Annotated in this window: 25 protein-coding genes and 1 tRNA gene; 15 read left to right on the forward strand and 11 right to left on the reverse strand. The window is 72.8% G+C overall.

Annotated features, from left to right (window positions below):
* Positions 1-341 precede the first annotated feature (341 nt).
* Positions 342-992 carry a DUF461 domain-containing protein gene (locus AB0M16_RS27705; RefSeq protein WP_365347555.1) on the reverse strand — a complete coding sequence of 217 codons (651 nt, stop codon included), beginning with the start codon at positions 990-992 and terminating at the stop codon, positions 342-344.
* A gap of 623 nt (positions 993-1615) precedes the next feature.
* Here AB0M16_RS27705 and AB0M16_RS27710 point away from each other — a divergent pair.
* From AB0M16_RS27710 to AB0M16_RS27740, 7 genes are all read left to right on the forward strand, one after another.
* Entirely contained in the window at positions 1616-2098 is a 483-nt protein-coding gene (locus tag AB0M16_RS27710) for a CarD family transcriptional regulator (protein WP_003953493.1), read from the forward strand.
* Between the two features lie 285 nt (positions 2099-2383).
* The gene (ispD, locus tag AB0M16_RS27715; protein WP_365347557.1) at positions 2384-3133 is read left to right on the forward strand and encodes a 2-C-methyl-D-erythritol 4-phosphate cytidylyltransferase; all 750 of its coding nucleotides are present in this window, start codon (positions 2384-2386) and stop codon (positions 3131-3133) included.
* Complete coding sequence (gene ispF, locus AB0M16_RS27720; RefSeq protein ID WP_365347559.1) at positions 3123-3644, forward strand: 2-C-methyl-D-erythritol 2,4-cyclodiphosphate synthase; 522 nt, start codon at positions 3123-3125, stop codon at positions 3642-3644. Before ispD ends, ispF begins: the two co-directional genes overlap by 11 nt.
* Positions 3645-3723: 79 nt before the next feature.
* Positions 3724-5124 (forward strand): cysteine--tRNA ligase, encoded by a 1401-nt coding sequence (cysS, locus tag AB0M16_RS27725; protein ID WP_365347561.1) that lies wholly within the window; start codon positions 3724-3726, stop codon positions 5122-5124.
* A gap of 91 nt (positions 5125-5215) precedes the next feature.
* A complete protein-coding gene (gene rlmB, locus AB0M16_RS27730) occupies positions 5216-6172 on the forward strand; it encodes a 23S rRNA (guanosine(2251)-2'-O)-methyltransferase RlmB (protein WP_265867366.1) in 957 nt (318 codons plus the stop codon).
* Between the two features lie 118 nt (positions 6173-6290).
* On the forward strand, positions 6291-7850 hold the full coding sequence (locus tag AB0M16_RS27735) for a DoxX family membrane protein (protein WP_365347564.1): 1560 nt from the start codon (positions 6291-6293) through the stop codon (positions 7848-7850).
* Between the two features lie 228 nt (positions 7851-8078).
* Positions 8079-8204 carry a hypothetical protein gene (locus AB0M16_RS27740; protein WP_365347566.1) on the forward strand — a complete coding sequence of 42 codons (126 nt, stop codon included), beginning with the start codon at positions 8079-8081 and terminating at the stop codon, positions 8202-8204.
* A 105-nt stretch (positions 8205-8309) separates the two neighbouring features.
* Here the strand turns inward: AB0M16_RS27740 and AB0M16_RS27745 are convergent, their stop codons facing one another.
* The 3 genes from AB0M16_RS27745 to ugpC all read right to left on the reverse strand — a co-directional run bounded on the left by AB0M16_RS27745 (position 8310) and on the right by ugpC (position 10854).
* Positions 8310-9023, reverse strand: coding sequence for a nucleotidyltransferase family protein (locus tag AB0M16_RS27745; protein WP_365347569.1), 714 nt, complete (start codon positions 9021-9023; stop codon positions 8310-8312).
* 44 nt (positions 9024-9067) lie between these two features.
* Complete coding sequence (locus AB0M16_RS27750) at positions 9068-9481, reverse strand: hypothetical protein (protein ID WP_365347571.1); 414 nt, start codon at positions 9479-9481, stop codon at positions 9068-9070.
* Between the two features lie 275 nt (positions 9482-9756).
* Positions 9757-10854 carry a sn-glycerol-3-phosphate ABC transporter ATP-binding protein UgpC gene (gene ugpC, locus AB0M16_RS27755; protein ID WP_365347573.1) on the reverse strand — a complete coding sequence of 366 codons (1098 nt, stop codon included), beginning with the start codon at positions 10852-10854 and terminating at the stop codon, positions 9757-9759.
* Between the two features lie 182 nt (positions 10855-11036).
* On the opposite strand from ugpC, the gene AB0M16_RS27760 reads away from it, so the two are divergent.
* The 3 genes from AB0M16_RS27760 to AB0M16_RS27770 all read left to right on the forward strand — a co-directional run bounded on the left by AB0M16_RS27760 (position 11037) and on the right by AB0M16_RS27770 (position 13357).
* A tRNA-Thr gene (locus AB0M16_RS27760) sits at positions 11037-11110 on the forward strand.
* A gap of 95 nt (positions 11111-11205) precedes the next feature.
* Entirely contained in the window at positions 11206-12918 is a 1713-nt protein-coding gene (locus AB0M16_RS27765) for a right-handed parallel beta-helix repeat-containing protein (RefSeq protein ID WP_365347575.1), read from the forward strand.
* Positions 12911-13357, forward strand: coding sequence for a hypothetical protein (locus AB0M16_RS27770; protein WP_365347577.1), 447 nt, complete (start codon positions 12911-12913; stop codon positions 13355-13357). Before AB0M16_RS27765 ends, AB0M16_RS27770 begins: the two co-directional genes overlap by 8 nt.
* A 76-nt stretch (positions 13358-13433) precedes the next feature.
* Here the strand turns inward: AB0M16_RS27770 and AB0M16_RS27775 are convergent, their stop codons facing one another.
* Positions 13434-14822, reverse strand: a complete 1389-nt coding sequence (locus AB0M16_RS27775) for an FAD-dependent oxidoreductase (protein ID WP_365347579.1) — start codon at positions 14820-14822, stop codon at positions 13434-13436.
* 254 nt (positions 14823-15076) lie between these two features.
* Between AB0M16_RS27775 and AB0M16_RS27780 the strand changes: the two genes are divergently transcribed.
* From AB0M16_RS27780 to AB0M16_RS27795, 4 genes are all read left to right on the forward strand, one after another.
* Positions 15077-15331 carry a hypothetical protein gene (locus AB0M16_RS27780; protein WP_365347581.1) on the forward strand — a complete coding sequence of 85 codons (255 nt, stop codon included), beginning with the start codon at positions 15077-15079 and terminating at the stop codon, positions 15329-15331.
* A gap of 10 nt (positions 15332-15341) precedes the next feature.
* Entirely contained in the window at positions 15342-16238 is an 897-nt protein-coding gene (locus tag AB0M16_RS27785; protein ID WP_365347583.1) for an aminoglycoside phosphotransferase family protein, read from the forward strand.
* 19 nt (positions 16239-16257) lie between these two features.
* Positions 16258-16734 (forward strand): GNAT family N-acetyltransferase, encoded by a 477-nt coding sequence (locus tag AB0M16_RS27790; protein WP_365347585.1) that lies wholly within the window; start codon positions 16258-16260, stop codon positions 16732-16734.
* A gap of 62 nt (positions 16735-16796) precedes the next feature.
* A complete protein-coding gene (locus AB0M16_RS27795; RefSeq protein WP_365347587.1) occupies positions 16797-17132 on the forward strand; it encodes a hypothetical protein in 336 nt (111 codons plus the stop codon).
* 33 nt (positions 17133-17165) lie between these two features.
* Here AB0M16_RS27795 and AB0M16_RS27800 read toward each other — a convergent pair whose 3' ends face one another.
* Together AB0M16_RS27800 and AB0M16_RS27805 are read right to left on the reverse strand one after the other, a co-directional pair.
* Positions 17166-18164, reverse strand: a complete 999-nt coding sequence (locus AB0M16_RS27800) for a zinc-binding dehydrogenase (protein WP_365347589.1) — start codon at positions 18162-18164, stop codon at positions 17166-17168.
* A gap of 79 nt (positions 18165-18243) precedes the next feature.
* The gene (locus AB0M16_RS27805) at positions 18244-19422 is read right to left on the reverse strand and encodes an NAD(P)-binding protein (protein ID WP_365347591.1); all 1179 of its coding nucleotides are present in this window, start codon (positions 19420-19422) and stop codon (positions 18244-18246) included.
* A gap of 121 nt (positions 19423-19543) precedes the next feature.
* Here AB0M16_RS27805 and AB0M16_RS27810 point away from each other — a divergent pair, with 121 nt between their 5' ends.
* On the forward strand, positions 19544-20212 hold the full coding sequence (locus AB0M16_RS27810; RefSeq protein ID WP_365347593.1) for a pentapeptide repeat-containing protein: 669 nt from the start codon (positions 19544-19546) through the stop codon (positions 20210-20212).
* A gap of 43 nt (positions 20213-20255) precedes the next feature.
* On the opposite strand, the gene AB0M16_RS27815 is transcribed toward AB0M16_RS27810, so the two are convergent.
* The 4 genes from AB0M16_RS27815 to AB0M16_RS27830 form a co-directional block, all read right to left on the reverse strand.
* Positions 20256-20756 (reverse strand): hypothetical protein, encoded by a 501-nt coding sequence (locus AB0M16_RS27815; RefSeq protein ID WP_365347595.1) that lies wholly within the window; start codon positions 20754-20756, stop codon positions 20256-20258.
* A gap of 128 nt (positions 20757-20884) precedes the next feature.
* Positions 20885-22096 carry an FAD-dependent monooxygenase gene (locus tag AB0M16_RS27820; protein ID WP_365347597.1) on the reverse strand — a complete coding sequence of 404 codons (1212 nt, stop codon included), beginning with the start codon at positions 22094-22096 and terminating at the stop codon, positions 20885-20887.
* Positions 22097-22154: 58 nt separating this feature from the next.
* On the reverse strand, positions 22155-22793 hold the full coding sequence (locus AB0M16_RS27825) for a response regulator transcription factor (RefSeq protein ID WP_365347599.1): 639 nt from the start codon (positions 22791-22793) through the stop codon (positions 22155-22157).
* Positions 22790-23947, reverse strand: a complete 1158-nt coding sequence (locus AB0M16_RS27830; RefSeq protein ID WP_365347601.1) for a sensor histidine kinase — start codon at positions 23945-23947, stop codon at positions 22790-22792. The genes AB0M16_RS27825 and AB0M16_RS27830 overlap by 4 nt, the downstream gene beginning before the upstream one ends.
* Between the last annotated feature and the right edge of the window lie 44 nt (positions 23948-23991).

The raw sequence follows: 23991 nt of genomic DNA on the forward strand, positions 1-23991 counted from the left end.
CCCGGTGCGCCGCGCTATCTGGTGACGGTGCGTGGTCTGGGGTACAAGTTCGAGCCGTAGGCCGCGGTCGGGCCCGCGACCGCCGGGCGGAGTCCGGCGCGGCGTCCTGAAGCCCGTGAGGCCCCCAGGGGCCGAGTGGTGTGAGGGGCGCGGTGTGGCAGGTGTTCGAGCCCGACCCCGGTGCGCCGCGCTATCTGGTGACGGTGCGTGGTCTGGGGTACAAGTTCGAGCCGTAGGCCGCGGTCGGGCCCGCGACCGCCGGGCGGAGTCCGGAGGCCCGGTCGTGAGCCGCACGGCATGAAAAAGGGGCGCCCCTCGGGGCGCCCCTTTCTTCGTGTGGCTCAGTGACCGGCCGCGTGGCCGGCCTCGCCCGTGGGGCTGGCCGTGCCGGACGGGGTGGCCGTGCCCGTCGGGGTCGCGGTGCCCGACGGGGTGGTCGTGGCGGTGGCCGTCGGCGCGGTGGCCGGGGGCTTCGGGAGCTCGGAGGGGCCGTACTCCTTGAAGTAGCTCGTCGCCGGGACGACGAACGCGCCCAGCTCCACGTCCCCGGTCTTGCTCAGCTTGAAGACGACCCTCTGGGAGTCACCGTTCTTGGCCTCGCGCAGGCCGCCCTCGATCGTGGCGGAGGCGTTGCCCTTGCCGCCGATGACGACGGAGCCGCCGGCGGGGACGACGATCGGGCCGTTGCCCTCGGCCGCCTTGAGCTTCACGGCCCCGACGGTGCCCGGCAGGGTGATCGAGTCGATGGTCTGGCGCGTCGAGCCGTTGTTGAAGACGGTGGCGGACACGACGGCGGGACCCACCGCGCCCGGGTCGGGCTGGGTGATCACGAGGGCGTTCTGGATCTTGACGTCGTCCACGGTGACGGCGGCGTTGTCCGGACGGATCTCGAGCGTCTGCGCGTCGTTGCCCGCACCACATGCGGACAGGGCGGCGATCGAGATCACGACGGCGGTGGCGGCGAGGGCGCCGCGTCGAAGGCTGCGGCTCACGGCGGCGGCAACTCCTAGGACGTACGGGCAGGCTAAGGACGGACTAAAGGTGTGTCAGCGCGCTTAGGTTACCGAGCCGCACTCTCCGTCCCGCACCCGACCCGCCCCTCTGCGCGCGCCCGCCACGCGGGCGGCTCCCCGGTCGGTCCCCCGGTCGGTCTCCCCGTCGGTCTCCCGGTCGATCCGCGGGCGGGCGCCGAGAACTCGCCGTCATGGCCGGATCACGACCCATTGACCCGCCGTTCACATAAGCGTCGTGATCAATTCGGGTGCCGCCCCTGCATTCCGCCGTCCGCGCCATTCGAGAATCCCCGGTGATCAATTCTCGAATCCGCCCGGACGGACGGTCGATCCTCGAACGGAGTACGTGAAGAAGGTCACGCCGAACCGGGCAAAACGGGACATCGGGCACCTCGCGCACCCCTCGTGGCAGCTGTAACGTGGGTGTTTCTCTGCGTCCACGCAGCGGCTCCGACCTGCGAATACCGCCTTCCGGAAGTCCTCCGCAGCACGTCCGCGTCGCTGTTGTCAAGCCCCGAGATATGCCCTGACCTGCGAAAACGCCATTCAGAAGAAGCCGTATCCGTGTTACCCTGGATAGCCACGGAAGGGGTACCTGTCACATGACGTTCAAGGTTGGCGACACCGTGGTCTATCCCCATCACGGGGCCGCGCTGATCGAGGCCATCGAAACTCGCCAGATCAAAGGCGTGGACAAGACCTACTTGGTGCTCAAGGTCGCGCAGGGCGACCTGACGGTTCGTGTGCCGGCGGACAATGCGGAGTTCGTCGGTGTTCGCGACGTGGTCGGTCAGGATGGGCTGGACCGGGTCTTCGAGGTGCTTCGCGCACCGTACGCAGAGGAGCCGACGAACTGGTCTCGTCGCTACAAGGCAAATCTGGAAAAGCTCGCCTCGGGCGACGTCATCAAGGTCGCCGAAGTGGTGCGCGACCTGTGGCGCCGCGAGCGCGAGCGTGGACTCTCCGCCGGTGAGAAGCGCATGCTCGCCAAGGCCCGCCAGATCCTGGTGAGCGAGCTGGCCCTCGCGGAGAACACGAACGAGGACAAGGCCGAGGCCCTCCTCGACGAGGTGCTCGCGTCCTGACGCCTGCCGCCTGACGCCTGGCTGCACTCCCCCAGACTTGGTCCGGGGGGATCCCCGGCCAAGCACATGCCGCGGTGCCCGCTGACACGCTGTGAATCTTCTGGATTCCCCAGCGCCGTCGCCGGGCACTGCGGCATGTTCGTCTCTCTTTCTCGACCCCCTGCCGTTCCTCGCACGGCGACGCCTCGACCGTCGTCACGGAAGGGTCCGGTCGAGGCGTCGCCAGCAGCTTGCTGACGCCATACCCACGTCGCCCGCGGAAACAAACCTGCCGGAGTGCAACCGATGACAGACGAAGCGCGTCTCACACGAACCGCCGTGGTGATCCCCGCGGCCGGCCGGGGCGTACGCCTCGGTCCGGGCGCCCCCAAGGCGCTGCGCGCGCTGAACGGCACCCCCATGCTCGTCCACGCCGTCCGGGCGATGGCCGCCTCCCGCGCCGTCTCCCTCGTCGTCGTGGTCGCACCCCCCGACGGGGCCGCCGAGGTGAAGAACCTCCTGGACGCCCACGCCCTGCCCGAGCGGACCGACTACGTCGTCGTCCCCGGCGGCGACACGCGCCAGGAGTCCGTGCGGCTCGGTCTGGAGGCCGTCCCGGAGGAGGTCACGACGGTCCTCGTCCACGACGCCGCCCGCCCCCTCGTGCCCGTCGACACCGTCGACGCCGTCATCGAGGCCGTCCGGGACGGGGCCGTCGCCGTCGTCCCCGCGCTGCCCGTCGCCGACACCGTCAAGGAAGTCGAGCCGGCCGAGAAGCCCGGCGCCCCCGAGCAGGTCGTCGCCACCCCGGTCCGCGCCCGCCTGCGCGCCGTGCAGACCCCGCAGGGCTTCGACCGCGACACGCTCGTCAACGCCCATGCGACCGTCGCCCTCACCGGTGAGGGCGCCACGGACGACGCCGGCATGGTCGAGAAGCTCGGTGCGCCCGTCGTCGTCGTGCCCGGCCACGAAGAGGCCTTCAAGGTGACCCGCCCCCTCGACCTCGTGCTCGCCGAGGCCGTGCTCGCCCGCAGGAGGGCCAACGATGGCTTCTGACAGCCGCCCCCAGCTCCCCGTGCTTCCCCGTACCGGCATCGGCACCGACGTCCACGCCTTCGAGAAGGGGCGCGAGCTGTGGTGCGCCGGCCTCCTCTGGGAGGACTCCGACAGCGACGGGTACGGGCTCGCCGGGCACTCCGACGGTGACGTCGCCGCCCACGCCGCCTGCGACGCGCTCTTCTCCGCCGCCGGCATCGGCGACCTCGGCGCCCACTTCGGCACCTCGCGCCCCGAGTGGTCCGGCGCCTCCGGCGTCACCCTGCTCGCCGAGGCCGCCCGGATCGTGCGCGCCGAGGGCTACGAGATCGGCAACATCGCCGTCCAGGTCATCGGTGTCCGCCCCAAGATCGGCAAGCGCCGCGACGAGGCGCAGAAGGCGCTCGGCGCGGCGGCGGGCGCTCCCGTCTCCGTCTCCGGCACCACCACCGACGGGCTCGGGCTGACCGGTCGGGCCGAGGGACTGGCCGCGCTCGCGACCGCGCTCCTCTATCCCGTAACGGCCTCTTAGGGGCGTAACCCCCGAAAAAGTCGCCCCGTGACCGCGAACAGGTCGCGGGGCACTACCCCCCGCCCACTACCCTGGAGTGGTGACCATTCGCCTGTACGACACCAGCGCCCGGCAGATCCGTGACTTCACCCCGATCAAGCCGGGCTGTGTCTCGATCTACCTCTGTGGCGCGACCGTGCAGGCCGCCCCGCACATCGGGCACATCCGCTCGGGCCTGAACTTCGACATCATGCGCCGCTGGTTCGAATACCGCGGCTACGACGTCACGTTCATCCGCAACGTCACCGACATCGACGACAAGATCATCAAGAAGGGCGCCGAACAGGGCCGCCCCTGGTGGTCCATCGGCTACGAGAACGAGCGCGCCTTCAACGACGGCTACGACGCCCTCGGTTGCCTGCCGCCCACGTACGAGCCGCGCGCCACCGGCCACGTCACCGAGATGGTCGAGATGATGCGCGGCCTCATCGAGCGCGGCCACGCCTACGAGGCCGACGGCAGCGTCTACTTCGACGTGCGCTCCTTCCCGGGCTACCTGGAGCTGTCCAACCAGGACATCGACGACCTGCGCCAGCCGACCGAAGAGGGCATCACCGGCAAGCGGGACCCGCGCGACTTCGCGATGTGGAAGGCCACCAAGCCGGGCGAGCCCGACTGGGAGACCCCGTGGGGCCGCGGCCGCCCCGGCTGGCACCTGGAGTGCTCGGCGATGGCGCACAAGTACCTGGGCTCCGCCTTCGACATCCACGGCGGCGGCCTCGACCTGATCTTCCCGCACCACGAGAACGAGATCGCCCAGGCCAAGGCCTTCGGCGACGAGTTCGCCCACTACTGGGTGCACAACGCCTGGGTCACCATGAGCGGCGAGAAGATGTCGAAGTCGCTCGGCAACTCGGTGCTCGTCTCCGAGATGGTGAAGAACTGGCGCCCCATCGTGCTGCGTTACTACCTGGGCACCCCGCACTACCGCTCGATGATCGAGTACAGCGAGGAGTCCCTGCGCGAGGCCGAGGCGGCGTTCGGCCGCATCGAGGGCTTCGTGCAGCGCGCCACCGAGAAGGCGGGGGCGCCCGTCGCCCCCGCCGCCGAGGTGCCGCCGGCCTTCGCCGAGGCCATGGACGACGACCTGGGCGTGCCGCACGCGCTGGCGATCATCCACACCACGGTCCGCCAGGGCAACAGCGCCCTGGCCGCCGACGACAAGGACGAGGCGATCGCCCGCCTCGCCGAGGTGCGCGCCATGCTCGGCGTCCTCGGTCTGGACCCCCTCGACCCGCACTGGGCCGAGGAGACGGACCGCGGCGAAGAGCTCCACGGCGTCGTCGACACCCTCGTACGGCTCGTGCTCCAGCAGCGCGAGTCCGCCCGCGAGCGCAAGGACTGGGCGACCGCGGACGCCATCCGCGACCAGCTGAACCGGTCGGGCCTCGCCATCGAGGACAGCCCCGACGGCCCCCGCTGGACGCTGGGCAACCGCTAGAGAACTGATGAGTGTGCCGTCCGGGCCTCCGGGCGGCACACTTCACTTACGGACTTCGTACGCAGCAGGCAGAGGGAAACAGGTAGTAGTCATGGCCGGGAACAGCCAGCGCAGGGGACGTCGTACGTCCAACAAGAAGGGCGCGACGGTCGGCAGCGGTGGCCAGCGACGCAAGGGCCTCGAAGGCAAGGGCCCGACGCCCAAGGCCGAGAACCGCAAGGGACACAAGGCGTACCGCGTCTCCAACGCGATGGCCCGGAACGCGGCCAAGCGCAAGCCCGTCGCCCGCCGCGGCGGCAAGGGCCAGTCCGAGATGGTCGTCGGCCGCAACCCGGTCTTCGAGGCGCTGCGCGACGGCGTGCCCGCCACCACGCTCTACGTCCAGCAGTTCATCGACAACGACGAGCGCGTGCGCGAGGCCCTGAACCTCGCCACCGGCCGCGGCAACATCAACATCATGGAGGCGCCGCGCCCCGAGCTGGACCGGATGACCAACGGGCTCAACCACCAGGGTCTCGTCCTCCAGGTCCCGCCGTACGAGTACGCGCACCCCGAGGACCTCGCCGAGGCCGCCTACGACGACCACGAGGACCCGCTGATCGTGGCCCTCGACGGCGTCACCGACCCGCGCAACCTGGGCGCCGTCGTCCGCTCCGTCTCCGCCTTCGGCGGCCACGGCGTGGTCGTGCCCGAGCGGCGCGCCGCCGGCATGACCGCCGGCGCCTGGAAGACCTCGGCCGGCACCGCCGCCCGCACCCCGGTGGCCCGCGCCACCAACCTCACCCGCTGTCTGGAGCAGTACCAGAAGGCCGGTCTGACGGTCGTCGGTCTGTCGGCGGACGGCGACACCGAGGTGCACGAGCTGGAGGCGCTCTCCGGCCCGGTCGTCATCGTCGTCGGCTCCGAGGGCAAGGGTCTGTCCCGCCTGGTCGGTGAGACCTGCGACTTCCTCGTCCGCATCCCGATGCCGGGCGGCGCCGAGTCGCTGAACGCCGGTGTCGCGGCCGGCGTGGTGCTGTACGAGGCGGCCCGCCGCCGGATGGGCTGACCCGCCTCCCCCGTACGGCCTGACCCGTACGGGGGACGCACTCCGGCCGTGATCTTGACGGGCCTCGGACATTTGGGGCCCGTCAAGGCAGTGTCCTAACCGTGCATCACTCGGTTAGATGAGTGTGGACACCAGAACGCCCCGGCCGGGGTTCGACGATCAGCCCGCGCTGAGCATGGTCAAGGTGGATTCCGATCCCGCCCAGGTGATCGTGAACCACGCCAGCTTCCGTGTGCGGCTCGCGCCGGCCCAGAAGCCGAAGTTCGCCGCGAACCCGCGGATCGCCGCGCTCTCCGGAGCCGCTGCCGGTGCGGGCGCGGCCGGCGCCGTCGGCGCGGCCCGCCGCAGGCCCGTCGTGTGGACCGGGAAGTCCTCGCCGGGCGCCACCGGTCTTCTCCAGGCGGTCCGAGAGTCGTCCGCCCCGGGCGGCGTCTCCACCCTGGAGCCGACCACCCAGACCATCCCGCGCATCGACGACACGATGCCCACCCCCGTGGTGCCCGCCGGGCCGTCCGCCCCGCTGCTGCCGCCGATGCGGCGCGCCGAGGGCGCGTACGACGAGCTGTACGCGCTCGAACCCGAGGCCCACGACCGGGGCGCCGGCGCACGGGACCGCGCGCCGCACCGGCACGGTGCCGAGTGGACGTCGGCCGCCGCCGCGGCGGGGGTCCGGCACGCCTACTACCCGGGTCGCCGGATGAACCTCGGCGTGGTGCTGCTGCCCCTGCGGGTGTTCCTCGGCTTCATCTCCATCTACGCGGGCATGGGCAAGCTCTGCGACCCCGTCTACTTCGACGGCGGTGAGCGCGGCTCCATGGTGAAGTGGCTGCATTCGCTGCACCCGTGGGGGCTCGCCGAGCCGCTGCGCGACTTCGCCCTCCAGCACCCGGTGGGCGCCGGTCTCACGGTCGCCTTCCTGCAGGTCGTCGTCGGCGTGCTCACCGTCCTCGGCCTGTGGCAGCGGGTCGCGGCCGTCGTCGGCGCGCTGCTCTCGGCCGCGCTGATCCTGACGGTCAGCTGGAAGACCGTGCCGGTCTACGACGCGCCCGACTTCATCTTCCTGGCCGCCTGGTCGCCGCTGATCATCGCGGGCGCCCCGGTGTACTCGATCGACGGGCGGCTGGCCGGCGAGGCCTGGCGCACCCTCGGCCCGCGCTCGGAGCTGTGGGAGCTGCGCCGCCGGGTGCTGCGCCGCGGCACGGTCGTCGCGACGGTGGTCGTCGGACTCACGCTGCTCATCGGTTCGATCCTCGGCGGTGCGGTGCGTTCCACGGAGATGGTCACGGTGCCCGGGCCGAACGACGACCCGGTCAACCACCTGCCGGGCGAGCCGCTGCCGAAGGAGCCGGGCGCGACCGGCCCGTCCCGCAAGGTCTCGAAGACCCCGAAGCCCTCGGCGACGACCGGCGCGAGCGGTGAGCGGGAGAAGGACGAGGCCGCGCCGACGGAGTCGGCGAAGGAGACGCGCCGCAGCGAGCGGCGGAGCCCGACGGCGACGTCGGGCAGCGGCAGCAGCAGCCCGAGCCAGTCGCGTACGTCGTCGCCGTCCTCGTCCACCTCCGACTCCACCTCGGGCGGCACCAGCGGCACCCCGACGAGCGGGAGCGGCGGCGGCTCGTCGGACGGCGGCTCGTCGTCGGGCGGCGCGCGCAACCCGATCGGCGGCCTGCTGGGCTGAGCGGGCGGCGACCGGGCGGAGACCGGGCGGAGGGGCCCCGGGTGTCAGCGGACACCCGGGGCCCCTCTCCGTCCCCGCGGCACCCGTCCCCGCGGCACCCGTCCCCGCGGCACCCGTCCCCGTGGCACCCGTCCCGGGCGCCACGGGGACGGGGGACGGGCCCGGGGGGTCCGTCCGGGCCGCCTTCCGTCGCAAGGGCGGGGCGACGCCGAGCTCCTCCGCATCGACGTGCCCGCCTTCCTCAAGGCCGCCGAGGGTGCCTTCCCCGCCTGGACCCGCACCCTCCAGAACGTCCGTCACGCCGTGGTCTTCGCCGGCTCGGCCGCGGCCCTGACGGCCGCCGCGCTGATCTGACACGAGCTCGGCACGGACGTCAGGACCTCCCGTACGTACGCCTGAGGGGCGGCACCACGTCGATCGTGGTGCCGCCCCTCGGGCGCACGGAGGGCCGGTGTTCCCTCAGGCCTGGGAGGCGAGCTCCTTGGCCGCCTCGGTCAGGTCCTTCGCCGTGTCGATGGCCCGCCAGTACGCTCCCTGCGGCAGCGGGAAGCCCGCCAGTTGCCGCTCCCGGGCGAGCCGGGGGAAGGTGGTCCGCTCGTGGTCGCCGCGGTCCGGCAGCAGCTCGGTGAAGGCCGGGGAGAAGACGTACACGCCCGCGTTGATGAGGTACGGGGACGGCGGCGCCTCGATGAAGTCGGTGATGTGCCCGAAGGTGTCGGTCTCGACGGCGCCCCAGGGGATGCGCGGCCGGGCGAGCGCCAGCGTGGCCGTCGCGTCCCGCTCGGTGTGGAACTCGGCCATCTCGCGCAGCGAGAAACGGGTCCAGATGTCGCCGTTCGTCGCGTACCAGGGCTGCTCGGGTTCGGGCAGGTGCGCGGCCGCGTACTTGAGGCCGCCGCCGCGGCCGAGCGGCTCGGCTTCGACGACCGTGGTCACCTTGAGCGGCAGGTCCGCCGCCCCCAGCCACTCCTGGAGCACCTCGGCGAGGTGGCCGCAGGAGATGACGACGTCCGTGACTCCCTCGGCGGCGAGCCACGCCAGCTGATGGCCGATGATCGGGGTCCCGGTGCCCGGGATCTCGACCATCGGCTTGGGGCGGTCGTCGGTGTACGGGCGGAGCCGCGTGCCCTGGCCGCCCGCCAGGACCACGGCCTGCGTCGGGGAGGTGTGCATACCGGGAACGATATGCGGTGCGCGGCAGGCCGACCGGGCGGGACTCAGCTGGCGTGCATGACGCCGTAGGCGAACGAGGTGTCGCAGACCGGGCGCGAGAAGGACTGGGCGCGCGTCGGGCCGAAGCGGTCGACGGCGGCGGCGCCGAGGGCCCGGGCGATCGACATGCAGTGCTTGGCGAGCGACGGCCGGTTCTCCACCTCGCGCTGGAGGTGCGTGAGGGCGACGCCGGGGTCCTTCTCCTGAAGCTCTGCGAGGAGCTGGTCGCGGAGAATATCCTGCGGGGCACGGGACTTGGCCCGGGTGGAGACGTCCGTGGACGACGCGGTCAGCATCTGGGTCCCGGAGCCCTGGCCGGCCCACGGAACGGCGGACACCGCGAGCGTTCCGGAGAGCACCAGGACGACGGGCAGGACGAGGGCGAGAGAGCGGCCGATTCGGCGGGCAGTGTGCGTCACGCAGGCGAGCGTAGCGGCCGGTAGTGATATGGCGACATTTAGTCACTCTCGCGGGGGATGGTTCGAGGCGGCTTTTCGAATCTCGTGTTGACGCGGGTAGGTGGCCGCGGGGTTGAATGCCCAGTTCTGCCGGGGTTTTCGCCGAGTCGGCGATTCATGCCCTCCCGTACGCGAACGGCCCCGCCCCCCGCAAGCGGGGCCGGGACCGTTCGGCACGAGCACGAGCACGAGCACGAGCACTGGCGCGGACGTCGGGCCGTCGGGCCCTCGGACCGTCAGTCGGAGAGGCGCTCGCCGGTGGAGGTCGAGAAGACGTGCAGCTCGGCCGAGCGCGGCACGACGTGCAGCGTGGAGCCCTTGGCCGGGACCTCGCGGCCGCCGACGCGGACGACGATGTCCTTGTCCTCGCCGCCGACGCGGGTGGAGCCGTACACGAAGCCGTCGGAGCCGAGCTCCTCGACCACGTTCACGGTCACGGCCAGGCCGTCCTTGCCCGTCGGGCCGGACACGTCGAAGTGCTCGGGGCGGACGCCGACCGTCACCGTGGTGTCGCCCTTCGCGGCCGCGGCGGCGATGGCCTCGCGGGAGACCGGGACGACGCTCTCGCCGAACCGGACGCCACCGTCGGTGATCGGGACCTCGATCAGGTTCATCGCGGGGGAGCCGATGAAGCCGGCGACGAAGAGGTTGGCGGGCCGGTCGTACATGTTGCGCGGGGTGTCGACCTGCTGCAGCAGACCGTCCTTGAGGACGGCGACCCGGTCGCCCATGGTGAGGGCCTCGGTCTGGTCGTGCGTCACGTACACGGTGGTGATGCCGAGCCGGCGCTGCAGGCTGGCGATCTGCGTACGGGTCGAGACGCGGAGCTTGGCGTCGAGGTTCGACAGCGGCTCGTCCATGAGGAAGACCTGCGGCTCGCGCACGATGGCCCGGCCCATGGCGACGCGCTGGCGCTGACCACCGGAGAGCGCCTTCGGCTTGCGGTCCAGGTACTCGGTGAGGTCGAGGATCTTCGCGGCCTCTTCGACCTTGGCGCGGATCTCGCTCTTGTTGACGCCGGCGATCTTGAGCGCGAAGCCCATGTTGTCGGCGACGGTCATGTGCGGGTAGAGCGCGTAGTTCTGGAACACCATCGCGATGTCCCGGTCCTTCGGCGGCAGGTGCGTGACGTCGCGGTCGCCGATGCGGATGGCGCCGGAGGTGACGTCCTCCAGGCCGGCGAGCATGCGCAGCGAGGTCGACTTGCCACAGCCGGAGGGGCCGACGAGAACGAGGAACTCGCCGTCGGCGATCTCGATCTCCAGCTCGTTGACGGAGGGCTTTTCGGCGCCGGGGTAGACCAGGGTCGCCTTGTCGTACGTGACGGAAGCCATGGTGATGCGGTCCCTTCACCGGCAGGAACGTGCCGGACGATCCGAGTAAAGGAAGGATGTGGTGTAGTCCACCTGGGTGAACTTCCGGTGACGGTACCTGGCGCCGCCCGATCTGTCAGCAGTCCGGGGAGCGTGAGATTTCCGACCGTCGGCGCGCGGGCGTTCGTTACACTGCACTCGCTGCCTCCTTAGCTCAGCTGGCCAGAGCACCGCTCTTGTAAAGCGGGGGTCGTCGGTTCGAACCCGACAGGGGGCTCTCTTGAGCACCAGGTCCGAGGCCCTGTCGTCCGTGCGGGCGGCGGGGCCTTCGGTCTGGCGGGGCGCGGGCACCGGCACACGGGGGAGGTGGGCATGGTCGCGAGGTACCTCGTCGCGCCCTACGGCGGGCGCCGGGCGCATCCCGACATCACGTCAGCCCTCGCCGCAGCGGCCCGACGGGGCCGGCCGGCGCTGATCGAGATCGAGGCGGGCCGTTACGACGAGCAGCTCACCGTCCGGGGCGACGTGCAGCTGGTCGCGAAGGGCGGTCCGGGCTCCGTCGTGGTGGGCCGGGCGAGCGGGCCCGCCCTGGAGGCCGTCGGCGGTTCGGTGCGCGTGCACGGTCTGGTGCTGGTCGGCCGTGACACGGACGTGGTCGGCTGCACGGCGGGCGCGCTCACGCTGGAACGCACCGAAGTGCGGGCGCCCGGCGCCGTCTGCTTGTACGCCAGGACCGGCACCACGGTCACGCTGCGGGACAGCACGTTCCTGAACGGCCGGGTCCTCTTCGAGGGGGCCGGGGGCCTGGTCGAGCGGTGCCGGTTCACCGACGCCGACAACAACGGCCTCGTCGCGCTCGCAGGCGCCCGGTTGTCCGTCCGGGACAGCCGGTTCGAGGGTGCCGAGGTGCACGGCGTACGGGTCAGCGGGGCCTGGGCCGAGGTCACCGGCTGCGAGCTGACCGGCACCGGCCTCGCGGCCGTCATGGCGGACACGCAGGCACGGCTCATGGTGGCGGACTGCGTGATCAGCGACGTACGGACGGACGGGATCGCCTACGTCGAACGGTCCGGCGGCTCCGTGGACCGTACCCGTGTGGACGGCGCCGAGCACGGGATCGCGGTCACGAGCGGCGCCGACCCGGTGGTGCGCGGCTGCGCGTTCGTCGGTTGCCGGGACACCGGGATCAACGTCCGGACCGCGGGCCGTGGCCGGTTCGAGCACTGCGAGGTCGTCGAGGCGGGCAACGTCGCCGTGCACGTGACCGAGGCCGGCGCGCCGGAGGTCCTCGACTGCCGGGTGACGCGGGGCAACGTGGGCGTGGCCGTCGTCGAAGCCGCCCGGGGCCGGTTCGGCCGGCTCCGGATCGAGGACCTGACCAGCGTGGCCCTGCGGGTGACGGGCGGCGGCAAGGCCGTCTTCGAGCAGGTCACGGTCGAGCGCTGCCCGACGCATCTGGAGACCCAGGGCGACGGCGGCACGACGGCCGAGGTCACCGGCGCGGTGCTGCGCGACTTCAGCATGTCGGCCGTCGAGACCCTCGGCAGGTCCCGGGTGACGTTGCGCGGCGTGTCGGCGGAGCGCGGCATGGTGGGCTTCGCCGCCGCCGAGGAGTCACAGCTCTTCGTGTACGACTGCGACGTCAGGGCGGTCAGCGTGGGTGGGGCGGCGGCCATGGGCAAGGGGAGGCTCGTGGCGCGCAACCTCACCGTGACCGATTCGGAAGGGATCGGTCTCCTGACCCGGGAATCGGCCCGAGTGGACGTGGCGGACAGCGAGTTCGCCGACTGCGAGACCGCGGGCGCGGCCTTCCAGGGCATGTCGGCCGGCCGGTTCGCGGACTGCGCCGTGACAGGGACCCGGGGCCTGGGCGTGCTGCACAACGGTCTGGTCGAGCTGACGTCCCTGCGCACGTCGCTGCGGATCGTGAAGCAGGAGCCCGAACCGGAGCCGCAGCCGACGATCGTCCACCACCACCAGCACGGACCGGTGATCAACGGCCCGGTCTCGCGTACCCAGTTCATCTGGGGCAACGGCCACGTCAACCAGCGGCAGATCAACGAGGAGGGTGCCAGCGATGAATGACCCACGGAACGACCCGCAGGACGACCCGCACCGCGGTGCGCAGACCGTGCACCACTACGACGGCCCGGTGATCAACGGCCCCGTCTCCCGCTCCCAGTTCGCCTGGGGGAACGAGTCGGTCACCCTGAACCAGCAGAACAACGGCGACTCGGTCGCCCCGGGGTACGAGGAGCTCGCCGCTCTCGTCAGGGACGTGCTCCGGCAACTGCCCGCGGCCGGACTCGGCGCCCAGGACACGGCGGACGCGCAGGTCGCGGCCGAGGAGGTGCTCGAGCAGATCGCCGGGCCGGACGCCCCGGAGCCGAGCCGGCTCCGCCGCGCCGTCGCCTTGCTCAGGGGCGCCCTCGCCCCGGTCGCGACCGGCGTGGCCGCCGGTGCGACGGTGGGCGCGCAGCAGTGGGCCGTGGCCGCGATCGAGGGCCTGACCGGCGCCGTCTGACGACTTCCGCGTCGGGCTGACGGCCTGCCGTGCCGTGCGACGGCCGCTGCGTCTGCCGTGTGCCCGCAGCTGCCGCTCAGCGGCCGCTGAGCCGGTTGGCGAGGACGGCGACGCGGTCGGTGGTGGCGGTGCGGGCGGCGGCCTCGCGGCGGTCGGCGCCGCGGAAGGCGGCGTACATGGTCTGGACGCCGAGCCAGCGCAGCGGTTCCGGCTCCCACTTGCGGACCCGGTGGTTCACCCAGGGCAGGGCGGTCAGGTCCGTGGGACCGGACTGGCCGGAGTCCTGCTGGATGAGGTCGCGCAGGGTGCGCGCGGCGAGGTTGGTGGTGGCGACGCCGGAGCCGACGTAGCCGCCGGCCCAGCCGAGTCCGGTGGAGCGGTCGAGGGTGACGGTGGCGCACCAGTCGCGGGGGACGCCGAGGACGCCGGACCAGGCGTGGGCGATGCCGACGCCGGCGAGCTGCGGGAAGAAGCGGACCAGGATGTCGCGGAGCGCCTCGACCGTCTGCGGCTGGGTGCGGCCGTCGTTGTCGGTCTTCGAGCCGAAGCGGTAGGGCACGCCGCGGCCGCCGAGCGCGATGCGCCCGTCGGCGGTGCGCTGGGCGTACATGTAGGCGTGGGCCATGTCGCCGAGGGTCTCCAGGCCGTTCCAGCCGATGGACTCCCACTGGGCGTCGGTGAGCGGCTCGGTGGCGATCATGGAGGAGTTCATCGGGAGCCATGTGCGGCGCTGCCCGGCGAGGGAGGCGGTGAAGCCCTCGGTGCAGCGCAGGATGTACGGGGCGCGGACCGTGCCGTACGGGGTGACGGCGTGCTTCGGCCGGATCTCCGTCACCGGGGTGGACTCGTGGAGGGTGACGCCGAGCGCCTCGACGGCGTCCGCGAGGCCCTTGACGAGCTTGACCGGGTGGAGACGGGCGCCGTGCGGGGTCCAGGAGGAGCCGACGGCGCCGGCGACGCGGAGGCGTTCGGCGGTCTCGCGGGCGCCGTACAGCTCGCGGTCCTTCTCGCCGAAGGCGAGCTCGGCGGCGTGGAAGTCCTTGAGGCGGGCGAGCTGGGCGGGGGAGGTGGCGACCTCCAGGACGCCGCCGCGGTGGATGTCGGCGTCGATGCCCTCGGTGGCGCAGACGTCGATGACCTCGGCGACGGTGTCGTTCATGGCGTGCTGGAGGCGTACGGCGGCCTCGTGGCCGTGCAGCTTGGCGTGACGGTCGCGGCCGGCGATGCCGTTGTAGAGCCAGCCGCCGTTGCGGCCGGAGGCGCCGTAGCCGCAGAAGGCCGCTTCGAGGACGGTGATGTTGAGGAAGGGGACGGCCTTCTTGAGGTAGTAGGCGGTCCACAGGCCGGTGTAGCCGCCGCCGACGATGCAGACGTCGGCGGTCGTGTCGCCGGGCAGCGGTTCGCGGGGGGCGGAGGCGCCCTCCTGGGCGTACCAGAACGAGATGCCGCCGTTGATCGTGCTCATGTCTATCCCTCTTCCGGGTCGTGCGCGGGAGGTTACCGGGGGCCTCGGTCCTGTGGATACGGGTCCCTCGGCGCGGATGCGGCGAGGACGGCGCGCCTGGCTGCGGGGGTACGGATTTCGTTGCACGTGCCGCGTTCCGGGAGGACCCTTCCCCGCGCGTACGCAGCAGCGGTCGGGCGGCTCCCGAGGGTGTCGTCGCCGGTGTCACCGGGCGTGCGGCGGTGGGCTGTTCGCAGGGGAGCGGGGCGTCGGACGTGGCGCTGACGGTGGCCGCGGCGGAGCACGCGGACGTGCTCGCCGAGCTGCCGGCGGCGGTGGACGGCGCGAGGACCGTGGTCGGGGACCCGGAGGCGCCGCACACGGTGACGGTTCTCGTCGATCCGCGGTGCGGGCGCCGCGCGAGGTCCGAGGCGGGCTCGGGCACGGTGCAGGCGGAGCGTGCGGCGGCGGGAAGCGGCCGGTACGACGCGACGCGATTCTCGGAGGCGCCGCGCGACGCGCGCGTCTAGGGTCGGTCGGGTGATCGAGATCCCGGCGGAACTGGCGGCGTCGCAGGCGAAGTACAACGGCGAGGCGGGGCGGGCGTTCATCGCGGAGCTGCCGGCCCGGGCGGAGGACTTCACGGCCCGGTGGGGTCTGCGCCTGACCGGCCCGTCGATGTACGGCGTGGCGTCACTGGTGCTGCCGGTCGTCCGGGCGGACGGCACACGGGCGGCCCTGAAGCTCCAGCTCCTCGACGAGGAGAGCGAGGGCGAGCCGGTGGCGCTCCGGGTGTGGGCGGGGGACGGGGCGGTACGCCTCCTGGAGCACGACCGGGCCACGGGCACGATGCTCCTGGAGCGGGCGGACGAGACCCGCCACCTGTCCCGCCTGGGGGACGCGCGCGAGGCGGTGGGGATCCTGGCGGACCTCCTGGCCCGCCTGGTGGCCAACCCGGCGCCACCGGGCCTCCGCTCGCTCGGTGACATCGCGGCGCGGATGGTGGCGGAGACCCCGCAGGCGGCCGAGCGGCTCGCCGACCCGGACGAGGCGGCGCTCCTGCGGACCTGCGCGGCGGCGGTACGGGAGGTCATGGCCGACCCCGGCGACCGCCTGCTGCACTGGGACCTGCACTACGACAACATCCTGGCGTCCGAGCGCGAGCCGTGGCTGGCGATCGACCCGAAGCCGCTCGCCGGCGACCCGGGCTTCGACCTGCTCCCGGCCCTGACGGACCTGTGGGACCCGGACCCGGCGGAGACCCGGTGGCGCTTCGACCTCCTGACGGAGCGCCTCGGCCTGGACCGCGCCCGTGCCCGCACCTGGACCCTGGCCCGGGTGCTGCAGAACGCCCTGTGGGACGTCGAGGACGGCGAACCGGCCCTCGACCCCGACCAGGTGTCCATCGCGCGGAATCTGCTGGCCATGCACCCCTGACGGGGTGCACCCTGGCCCCATGATCCGTACCGCCACGCCCGCCGACGTCCCCGTGATCCACCAGCTCATCCGCGACCTGGCGGAGTACGAGAAGGCCCTGGACGAAGCCAGGGCGACCCCCGAGCAGCTGCACGAGGCCCTCTTCGGCCCCCACCCCGCCGCCTACGCCCACATCGCCGAGACCGACACCGGTGAGGTCGCCGGCTTCGCCCTCTGGTTCCTCAACTTCTCGACCTGGCGCGGCGTCCACGGCATCTACCTGGAAGACCTCTACGTCCGCCCGGACCTCCGTGGCGGCGGCCACGGCAAGGCGCTCCTCACCGAACTGGCCCGGCTCTGCGTGGAACGCGGCTACGAACGCCTGGAGTGGTCGGTCCTCGACTGGAACGAGCCGTCCATCGCCTTCTACAAGTCCCTGGGCGCGCGTCCGCAGGACGAGTGGACGGTGTACCGGCTGACGGACGAGGCGCTGCGGGAGCTGGGGTCGGGAGCCTAGGCAGGCCCCGGGGCCGCACGGCTGAAGTCGGCCCGGGTCCGCGCCTCGTGTAGGAAAGGGGCATGGACAACGACATTCAGCAGCGGTTCGAGCGGATCACCGCTTTCATCGAGGCGCGGCTCACGCCGCTCTTCGACCCCGAGAACGGGAGCGATCACGGTTTCGGGATGGACGACACCTCGCGGGCGCTGCGGGCGTTGCGGTACACCGTGCAGGCGGCTTCGGCCGTGAACGGGCTCGTGGAGAAGCGGGAGTCCGCGCCGGAGCTGCGGCAGGTGGTGGACCAGGCGCTGGAGCACAACTGGGACGTGCTGCGCTCCATCGCCCGGATGTGGGAGGACCACCCCGAGTTCCTGAAGGAGTTCAAGGGGCACTCCTGGGACGTGCTGGGGGTCTGATCCTCCGACGGTCCGGGCGTCCGGCTGCCCCCCTTACGGGACCAGGACCACCTTGCCCATCGTGCCCCGGGTCTCCAGGGCGCGGTGGGCCTTCGCCGCCTCGGACAGGGGGAAGCGGTGGACCGCGGGGCGGAGCGTGCCGGCGGAGGCCGCGGACAGGGCGGCGAGTTCGAGGTTGCGGACGTCGCCCCCGGCCTTCTGGATCATGACCGGGCCGAGGACACCCTCGGACGTGATGCCCCGCGCCGCGAGTTCCTCCTCCGTGAACGTGAGCGGTTCGCCGTCGTGCAGGCCCGCGCCCGACCAGCCGAAGACGAGGTGCTGTCCGCCCTCGGCGAGCAGGTCGACCGCGGCCAGGGCGGTGTCTCCGCCCACGGAGTCGAAGACCACCGTCGCCCCGCGGGTGCCCAGGAAGGCGCGGACCTCCTCCGGCCAGGTGGGCTCCTTGTAGTCGACCGCCAGGTCGGCGCCGTTCTCCCGCACCCGCGCCACCTTCTCCGGGCCGCCCGCCAGGCCGATCACCGTCGCGCCCGCGTTCTTCGCGTACTGCACCAGGAGCGTGCCGATGCCGCCCGCCGCGGCCGGGACGATCGCGATCGAGTCGGGGCCCAGGTCCGTGAACTGCAGGATGCCGAGGGTGGTGCGGCCCGTGCCGATCATGGCGACCGCCTCCGCCTCCCCGAGGTGGTCGGGGAGTTCGTGGAGGCGTGCGGCGTCCGTGACGGCCAGTTCGGCGTAGCCGCCGGGCGCCATGCCGAGGTGCGCGACGACCCGCTTGCCCAGCCAGGACGGGTCCGTGCCCTCGCCCAGCGCGTCCACCGTGCCCGCGACCTCGCGGCCGGGGACGGTCGGCAGTTCGGCGGGGGCGGGGAACGGGCCCGTCATGCCCTCCCGCAGGGCAGTGTCCAGGAGGTGGACGCCGGCCGCCGCCACCTTGATGCGGACCTGGCCGGGGGCCGGGGCCGGGGCCTCGGTCTCCTCGTACGTCAGGTTGTCGGCCGGGCCGAAGGCGTGGAGGCGGATGGCGTGCATGGTCAGCTCCCCTGGTCGTGCGGTTCCCGTGGTGGTGCGGTTCCCGTGGTTCTCGCGGGCCGGGACACAGCCTCTGACCTCAAGCCCGCTTGAGGTCAAGGGGTGCCAGGTGACGGATCTCCGCCCGCATCGCCAACGACACCGCCTCCACCGCGCTGTTGAACGAGACCTCCGCCAGCACGCCCGGCGCCGCCACCTGGTCGCCCGCCAGGTACACCCCGTCGCCCCGGTCGACGGCCGGCCGGTCGCGCCAGGTGGTGCCGGGCCGGTCGACGGCACCCGTACGCCCTCGGGACACCGCCTCGCGCCGCCACACCGCCCGCTCCCGCCAGTCGGCGAAGCCCAGGTCGAGCAGCCGCTCCGCGTGCGCGACGCCGTCCGCCTTCGAGGCGCCCGGCCCGATCGGCAGCTGCATCTGGATCAGCTGCTCGCCCGCCGGTGCGAGGCTCGGGTCCTGTGTGGTGAAGCGCTCGATCCAGCCCGGCGCGTCCAGGTCCGAGATCGCGAACGGGTCGCCCTTCCGGGTCCGCAGGGCCAGGTCGACGAGGACCGTGCGGCCGGACTCCCAGGTCAGGGAGGAGTCGCCGAGCAGCCTCGCCGCGGCCGGCAGTGCCGTCGCCACGATGACCGGGCCGTCGCCGACCGGCAGGGTGTCGACGCGCGACGAGGTCTCCAGGCGGACGCCCAGCTCCCACGCGCGTGCCGCCATCCGTTCGATGAGCCGGCCCCAGCCGCCCTTGACGAAGTGCGCCTCCGCCGGGACCGAGGCGGCCCGGTGCAGCCGCTCCTGCACGAAGCGGGCCGACAGCGCGCCCGGGTCGTGGTGGAACAGCGCCACCCCGCTGTAGGCGGCCGCGGCCTCCGCCGCCTCCCGTCCCACGAGCCCTGTCGCCCAGGTGCGGAAGTCGACGTCCACCGGTGCCCGGTCCGCCTTGCGGAAGGACTGGCGCAGGAGGCCGAACGGCGGGACGCGGCGCAGCGCGCCCTTGTGGTGGAAGCGCAGCCTGGTCGCCTCCAGGGCGGGGAGCGGCGCCAGTTCGCCGAGCAGGCCGCGCTGCTCGAGCCAGGTCCAGTGCGGGCCGCCGCAGTAGATCGCGTGCGGGCCCTCGTTGGTGAGGTACGGGCCCTCGGCCGTACGGGCCCGGCCGCCGAGGGTGTGGTGCGACTCGTACAGGGTCACCCGCGCGCCCGACTCGGCGGCGGTGACGGCGGCCGTGAGTCCCGCGAAACCGCCGCCGACGATCGTGATCTTCCGCATCTCTCTGGCTCCCTCGTGTGGCCCGGTCTCGTGTCGGGGTTCACGGAGGGGACGAACGGCCCTGCCGCCTTCGTGACATCGGGCCCGGGACGTTGTCAGTGGCGTGCGTCACGATGGGGGGATGAGCAAGCGGAAGACGGTCGCGAAGGTACGGAAGCCGGAGGTGCGGCTGCCACCGCTGGAGGCGTACGAGGGGGGTCTGGAGCCCGACGGGGACTACGACGGGCGGGAGCTCGACGGCCTCGACCTGGCCGGGCAGAACGGGTCCGGGGCACGGTTCCTGGAGTGTGCCGTGCGCGGCTGCGGGCTCGACGAGACGCGGCTGACGGCGGCGCGCTTCCTCGACTCGGTCCTGGAGGGGGTCCAGGGGGTGGGGACCGACCTGGCGGGGGCGCAGCTGCGGGACGTCGAGGTCGCGGACGCGCGGCTCGGCGGCGTGCAGTTGCACGGGGCCGTGCTGGAGCGGGTGTGGGTCCGGGGCGGGAAGATCGATTACCTGAACCTGCGGATGGCGGAGTTGCGGGACGTCCTGTTCGAGGGGTGCGTGCTGAGCGAGCCGGACTTCGGCGGCGCGACCCTGGAGCGCGTGGAGTTCCGGGACTGTGTGGTGACGGGCGCCGACTTCGGCCGGGCGAAGCTGAAGGACGTCGACCTGCGCACCGCCCAGCGCGTCGAGATCGCCCGGGGAGTGGACTCCCTGGCCGGCGCCGTGATCTCCACGGCTCAGCTGCTCGACCTGGCGCCGGTGTTCGCGGCGCAGCTGGGGGTGCGGGTGGAGGACCCCGCATAGGTGTACGGACCCGCCGCGTCGACAACGCCGCGGGTCGATGCGCTCAGCGCACGCGGGGGAAGCGTGCCTGCAGGTCCCACACCACCGGGTTGTCCGCCAGGCCCTCGTGCATGTCGGTCAGGTCGGCGATCAGGTCGTGCAGGAAGTCACGTGCCTCGCGCCGCAGTTCCGCGTGGTTGAAGGTGAGCGGTGGCTGGTCGCCCGGCATCCAGTCGGCCTCGACATCCACCCAGCCGAAGCGGCGCTCGAAGATCATGACGTCGGAGGACTCGGTGAAGTCGAGTTCCGCGTACTGGGGCTGCGACGCCCGGCTGCCGCGCGGGTCGCGGTCGATCCGCTCGACGATGTCGCACAGCGCCCACGCGAAGTCGAGCACCGGCACCCATCCCCAGGCTGTGGACAGCTCTTCGTCCTTCTCCGTGTCCGCGAGGTACACGTCGCCGCAGAAGAGGTCGTGGCGCAGCGCGTGGACGTCCGCGTGGCGGTAGTCGGTCTGCGGGGGGTCGGGGAAGCGGCGGGAGAGCGAGTAGCCGATGTCGAGCACGGACCGATGGTCCCATGCCGGGCGCCGGCACCCGCGCCCGCGGTGCGGTCGCCCGCGTGGGACCTCGCGGGGTGGTCGCCCGCGTGGGGCCTCGCGCGCGGTCGCCCGCGCCGGACGGGCCCCGCCCCTCACCGTCCGTGCGCCGCCCGCGCCAGCCTCGGCCCCAACCAGCGCTTCAGCCGGCGCAGGGCCGCCAGCCGCGAGGCCGCGCGGTCCAGGCGGTAGTAGAGCTGGGGTGGGATGTGCGGGAGCAGCGGCGAGTGGCGCTGGCCGAGCAGGGCGAACATCTGGGCCGGCTCCAGGCGCATGTAGCGGGGGAGGTTCTCGTACCACTGCGCGCTGTAGCGGGCCGCGCTCTGCGCCGAGACCAGCTCGGCGCGGCGGCGCCTCCCGTACGCGGTCAGCGCCGCGTCCAGCGCCTCGCCCGCGGGCGAGGACCGCAGCGCGGCGGCGAGCACGAGCGCGTCCTCCAGGGCCAGGGTGGTGCCCGCCCCGATCGAGTAGTGGGTGGTGTGGGCCGCGTCGCCGAGCAGGACCAGCCTGTCGTGGTGCCAGGTCCGGTTGGTCAGGGTGCGGAAGGTGAGCCACTGGGCGCTGCCGTCGGCGTGCTCGCGGCCGATGAGCGGCTCGCCGTCGAGGAGGTCGGCGAACAGCTTCTCCAGCAGACGCAGGCTGTCGGCCTCGTTCATGCGGTCGAGCCCCAGGCCCGTCCACGTGTCGGGGCCGCACTCCACCACGCAGGTCGACCGTTCGCCGCTGAAGCCGTACGCGTAGCACCAGATCCAGCCGTGTTCGGTCTCCTTGAAGGCGAAGCTGAAGGAGTCGAAGACCTTCGTCGTGCCGAGCCAGATGTACGGGTTGCGGCCGCCGGTCACCCCCGGGCCGAAGCGGTCCGGGTGGGCCTCGCGCAGTGCGCTGTTCACCCCGTCCGCGGCCACGACGAGGTCGGCGTCGGCGAGTTCGGGCGCGTCGGGTCCGCTGACGGCGTGCTCGTACACGACCCGTACGCCGAGCTCCTGGGCCCGGTCGGCGAGCAGGTTGAGCATCCGGCGGCGTCCGATGCCGAAGCCGGCGTCCCCCCGGTGCACGGTCCGCTCGTCGCGGACGATCGCCACGCCGTCGGTCCACGTGACGGAGGCGGCGGCGATGGCCTCCGCGGACTCCGGGTCGCCCGCGCGCAGCTTGTCGAGCAGCCCCGCCCAGTACGTGACGCCCCAGCCGTAGGTGGAGCCCGCCGGGTTCCGCTCGTACACCGTGATGTCGTGGGAGGGGTCCTGGCGCTTCATCAGGATCGAGAAGTACAGGCCGCCGGGCCCGCCGCCGACGATGGTGATCTTCACGTGCGCTCCCACGGGGACATGACACAATGCGCCTGAGTGGCAACGCAGAGTAGCAGCCCTACGGCAGCAGCCGCTGCTCCTTCGCCACCGCCACGGCGCCCGCGCGCGTGTCGACGCCGAGCTTCGCGTAGATCCGGCCCAGGTGCGTCTTGACCGTCGCCTCGCTGATGAACAGCGCACGGGCGATCTCGCGGTTGCCGAGGCCGTGCGCGAGCTGCCCGAGGATGTCGCGCTCCCGGTCGGTGAGGCTCGGCGCCGCCGCGCCCCGCATGCGGTCCATGACCCGGCTGGCGACCGGCGCCGACAGCGTCGTACGGCCCTGGGCGGCGGAGTGGATCGCGGCGAACAGCTCCTCGGGCCGCTCGGCCTTCAGGAGATAGCCGGTGGCGCCCGCCTCGATGGCCCGGGTGATGTCCGCGTCGGTGTCGTACGTGGTGAGGACGAGGACGTGGACGCCGGTCGGCGCGATCCGGCGGGTGGCCTCGACGCCGTCGATGCCCGCGCCGAGCTGGAGGTCCATCAGCACCACGTCCGGCCGCAGGTGGGAGGCCATCGCGACGGCCTCCTCGCCGCTGCCCGCCTCGCCGACCACCTCGATGTCGGGGGCGCTGCCGAGCAGGGCGAGCAGCCCGGCGCGGACGACGGCGTGGTCGTCGCAGAGCAGGATGCGGACGGGCTCGCGGGCCGGCGCGTTCACGGGCGTACCTCCAGCGGGATCGCGGCCGAGAGCACGGTGCCCTCGCCCGGGGTGGACTCGATCGTCAGGGTGCCGCCCAGCTGCTGGGCGCGCACCCGCATCGCGGGCAGCCCGTGGCCCCGCACCCCCGTGTCGGCGCGCTGCGCCGCCGGGTCGAAGCCGCGCCCGTCGTCGGCGACGTCGAGGACCACCTGGTCGTCCAGGTAGGTCAGGGTGATCGCGGCCGAGGTGGCCCCGGCGTGCTCGCGGATGTTCGCGAGGGCGCCCTGCGCGATCCGCAGCAGCGCCGACTGCACCCGGTCCGGCAGCGGCACGGCCGCCCCGTCGACCCGGAAGGCCGCAGACTCGCGGGTGGCGAGCCCGCGCAGCGCCTGCTCCAGACCGCCGCCCTCGGCGAGGTCGGCGGGGGCCAGGTCGTGGACGAAGCGGCGCGCCTCCGCGAGGTTCCGCTCGGCGATCGACTCGGCCGTGCGGACGTGCCGGCGGGCGGTCGCCGGATCGGCGTCCCAGGTGCGGTCGGCGGCCTGCAGCAGCATCTGCTGGCTGGACAGGCCCTGCGCCAGGGTGTCGTGGATCTCCATGGACAGGCGCTGCCGTTCGGCGAGGGTGCCCTCGCGGCGTTCGGTCGCGGCCAGTTCCCGGCGGGTGCGGATCAGGTCCTCGATGAGCGCCCGCTGACGGTCGGCCTGCCGCTCGGCGTGCACGAAGACGGCGGTCGCGATGGCGGCGACGGCCGGTGGGGCGATGACCAGGTTGGGGTCGAAGCCGCCGTGCGAGAGCTGCACCTGCGCGGTCACGACGAAGACGGTGAGCAGCGCGACCAGGCCGAGCGCGGCGCGCGGCGGGAGGGTGCGCAGACCCGTGTAGAAGAGCGGCACCGCGCACCAGGCGAAGCTCGGGGCGAGGACCACCAGGACCATCCACACGGCGACGACCGTGCAGAGCCAGGCGATCCGGCGGGGAGTGGCCCGGGTGCCGAGGACCGGCCCGAGGAGGTAGAGGGAGGCCAGCGCGCCGGACAGCGCCACGATCCACGGGCTGCGGTCCTCCCAGGGGTGGCGCAGCAGGAACCGGGCGAGGGAGGCGCCGAGGAGGAGGAAGAAGGCGACGTGCATGACCCGCGCGAGCCAGCGTGCGTCCGGGTCACGGTCCATCGTCCACCTTCTTCGCCGCGCGTCTGACCTGGGGATACGTATCC

Origin of the sequence: Streptomyces sp. NPDC051921, from assembly GCF_040680975.1 — a bacterium.
GTDB lineage: Bacteria > Actinomycetota > Actinomycetes > Streptomycetales > Streptomycetaceae > Streptomyces.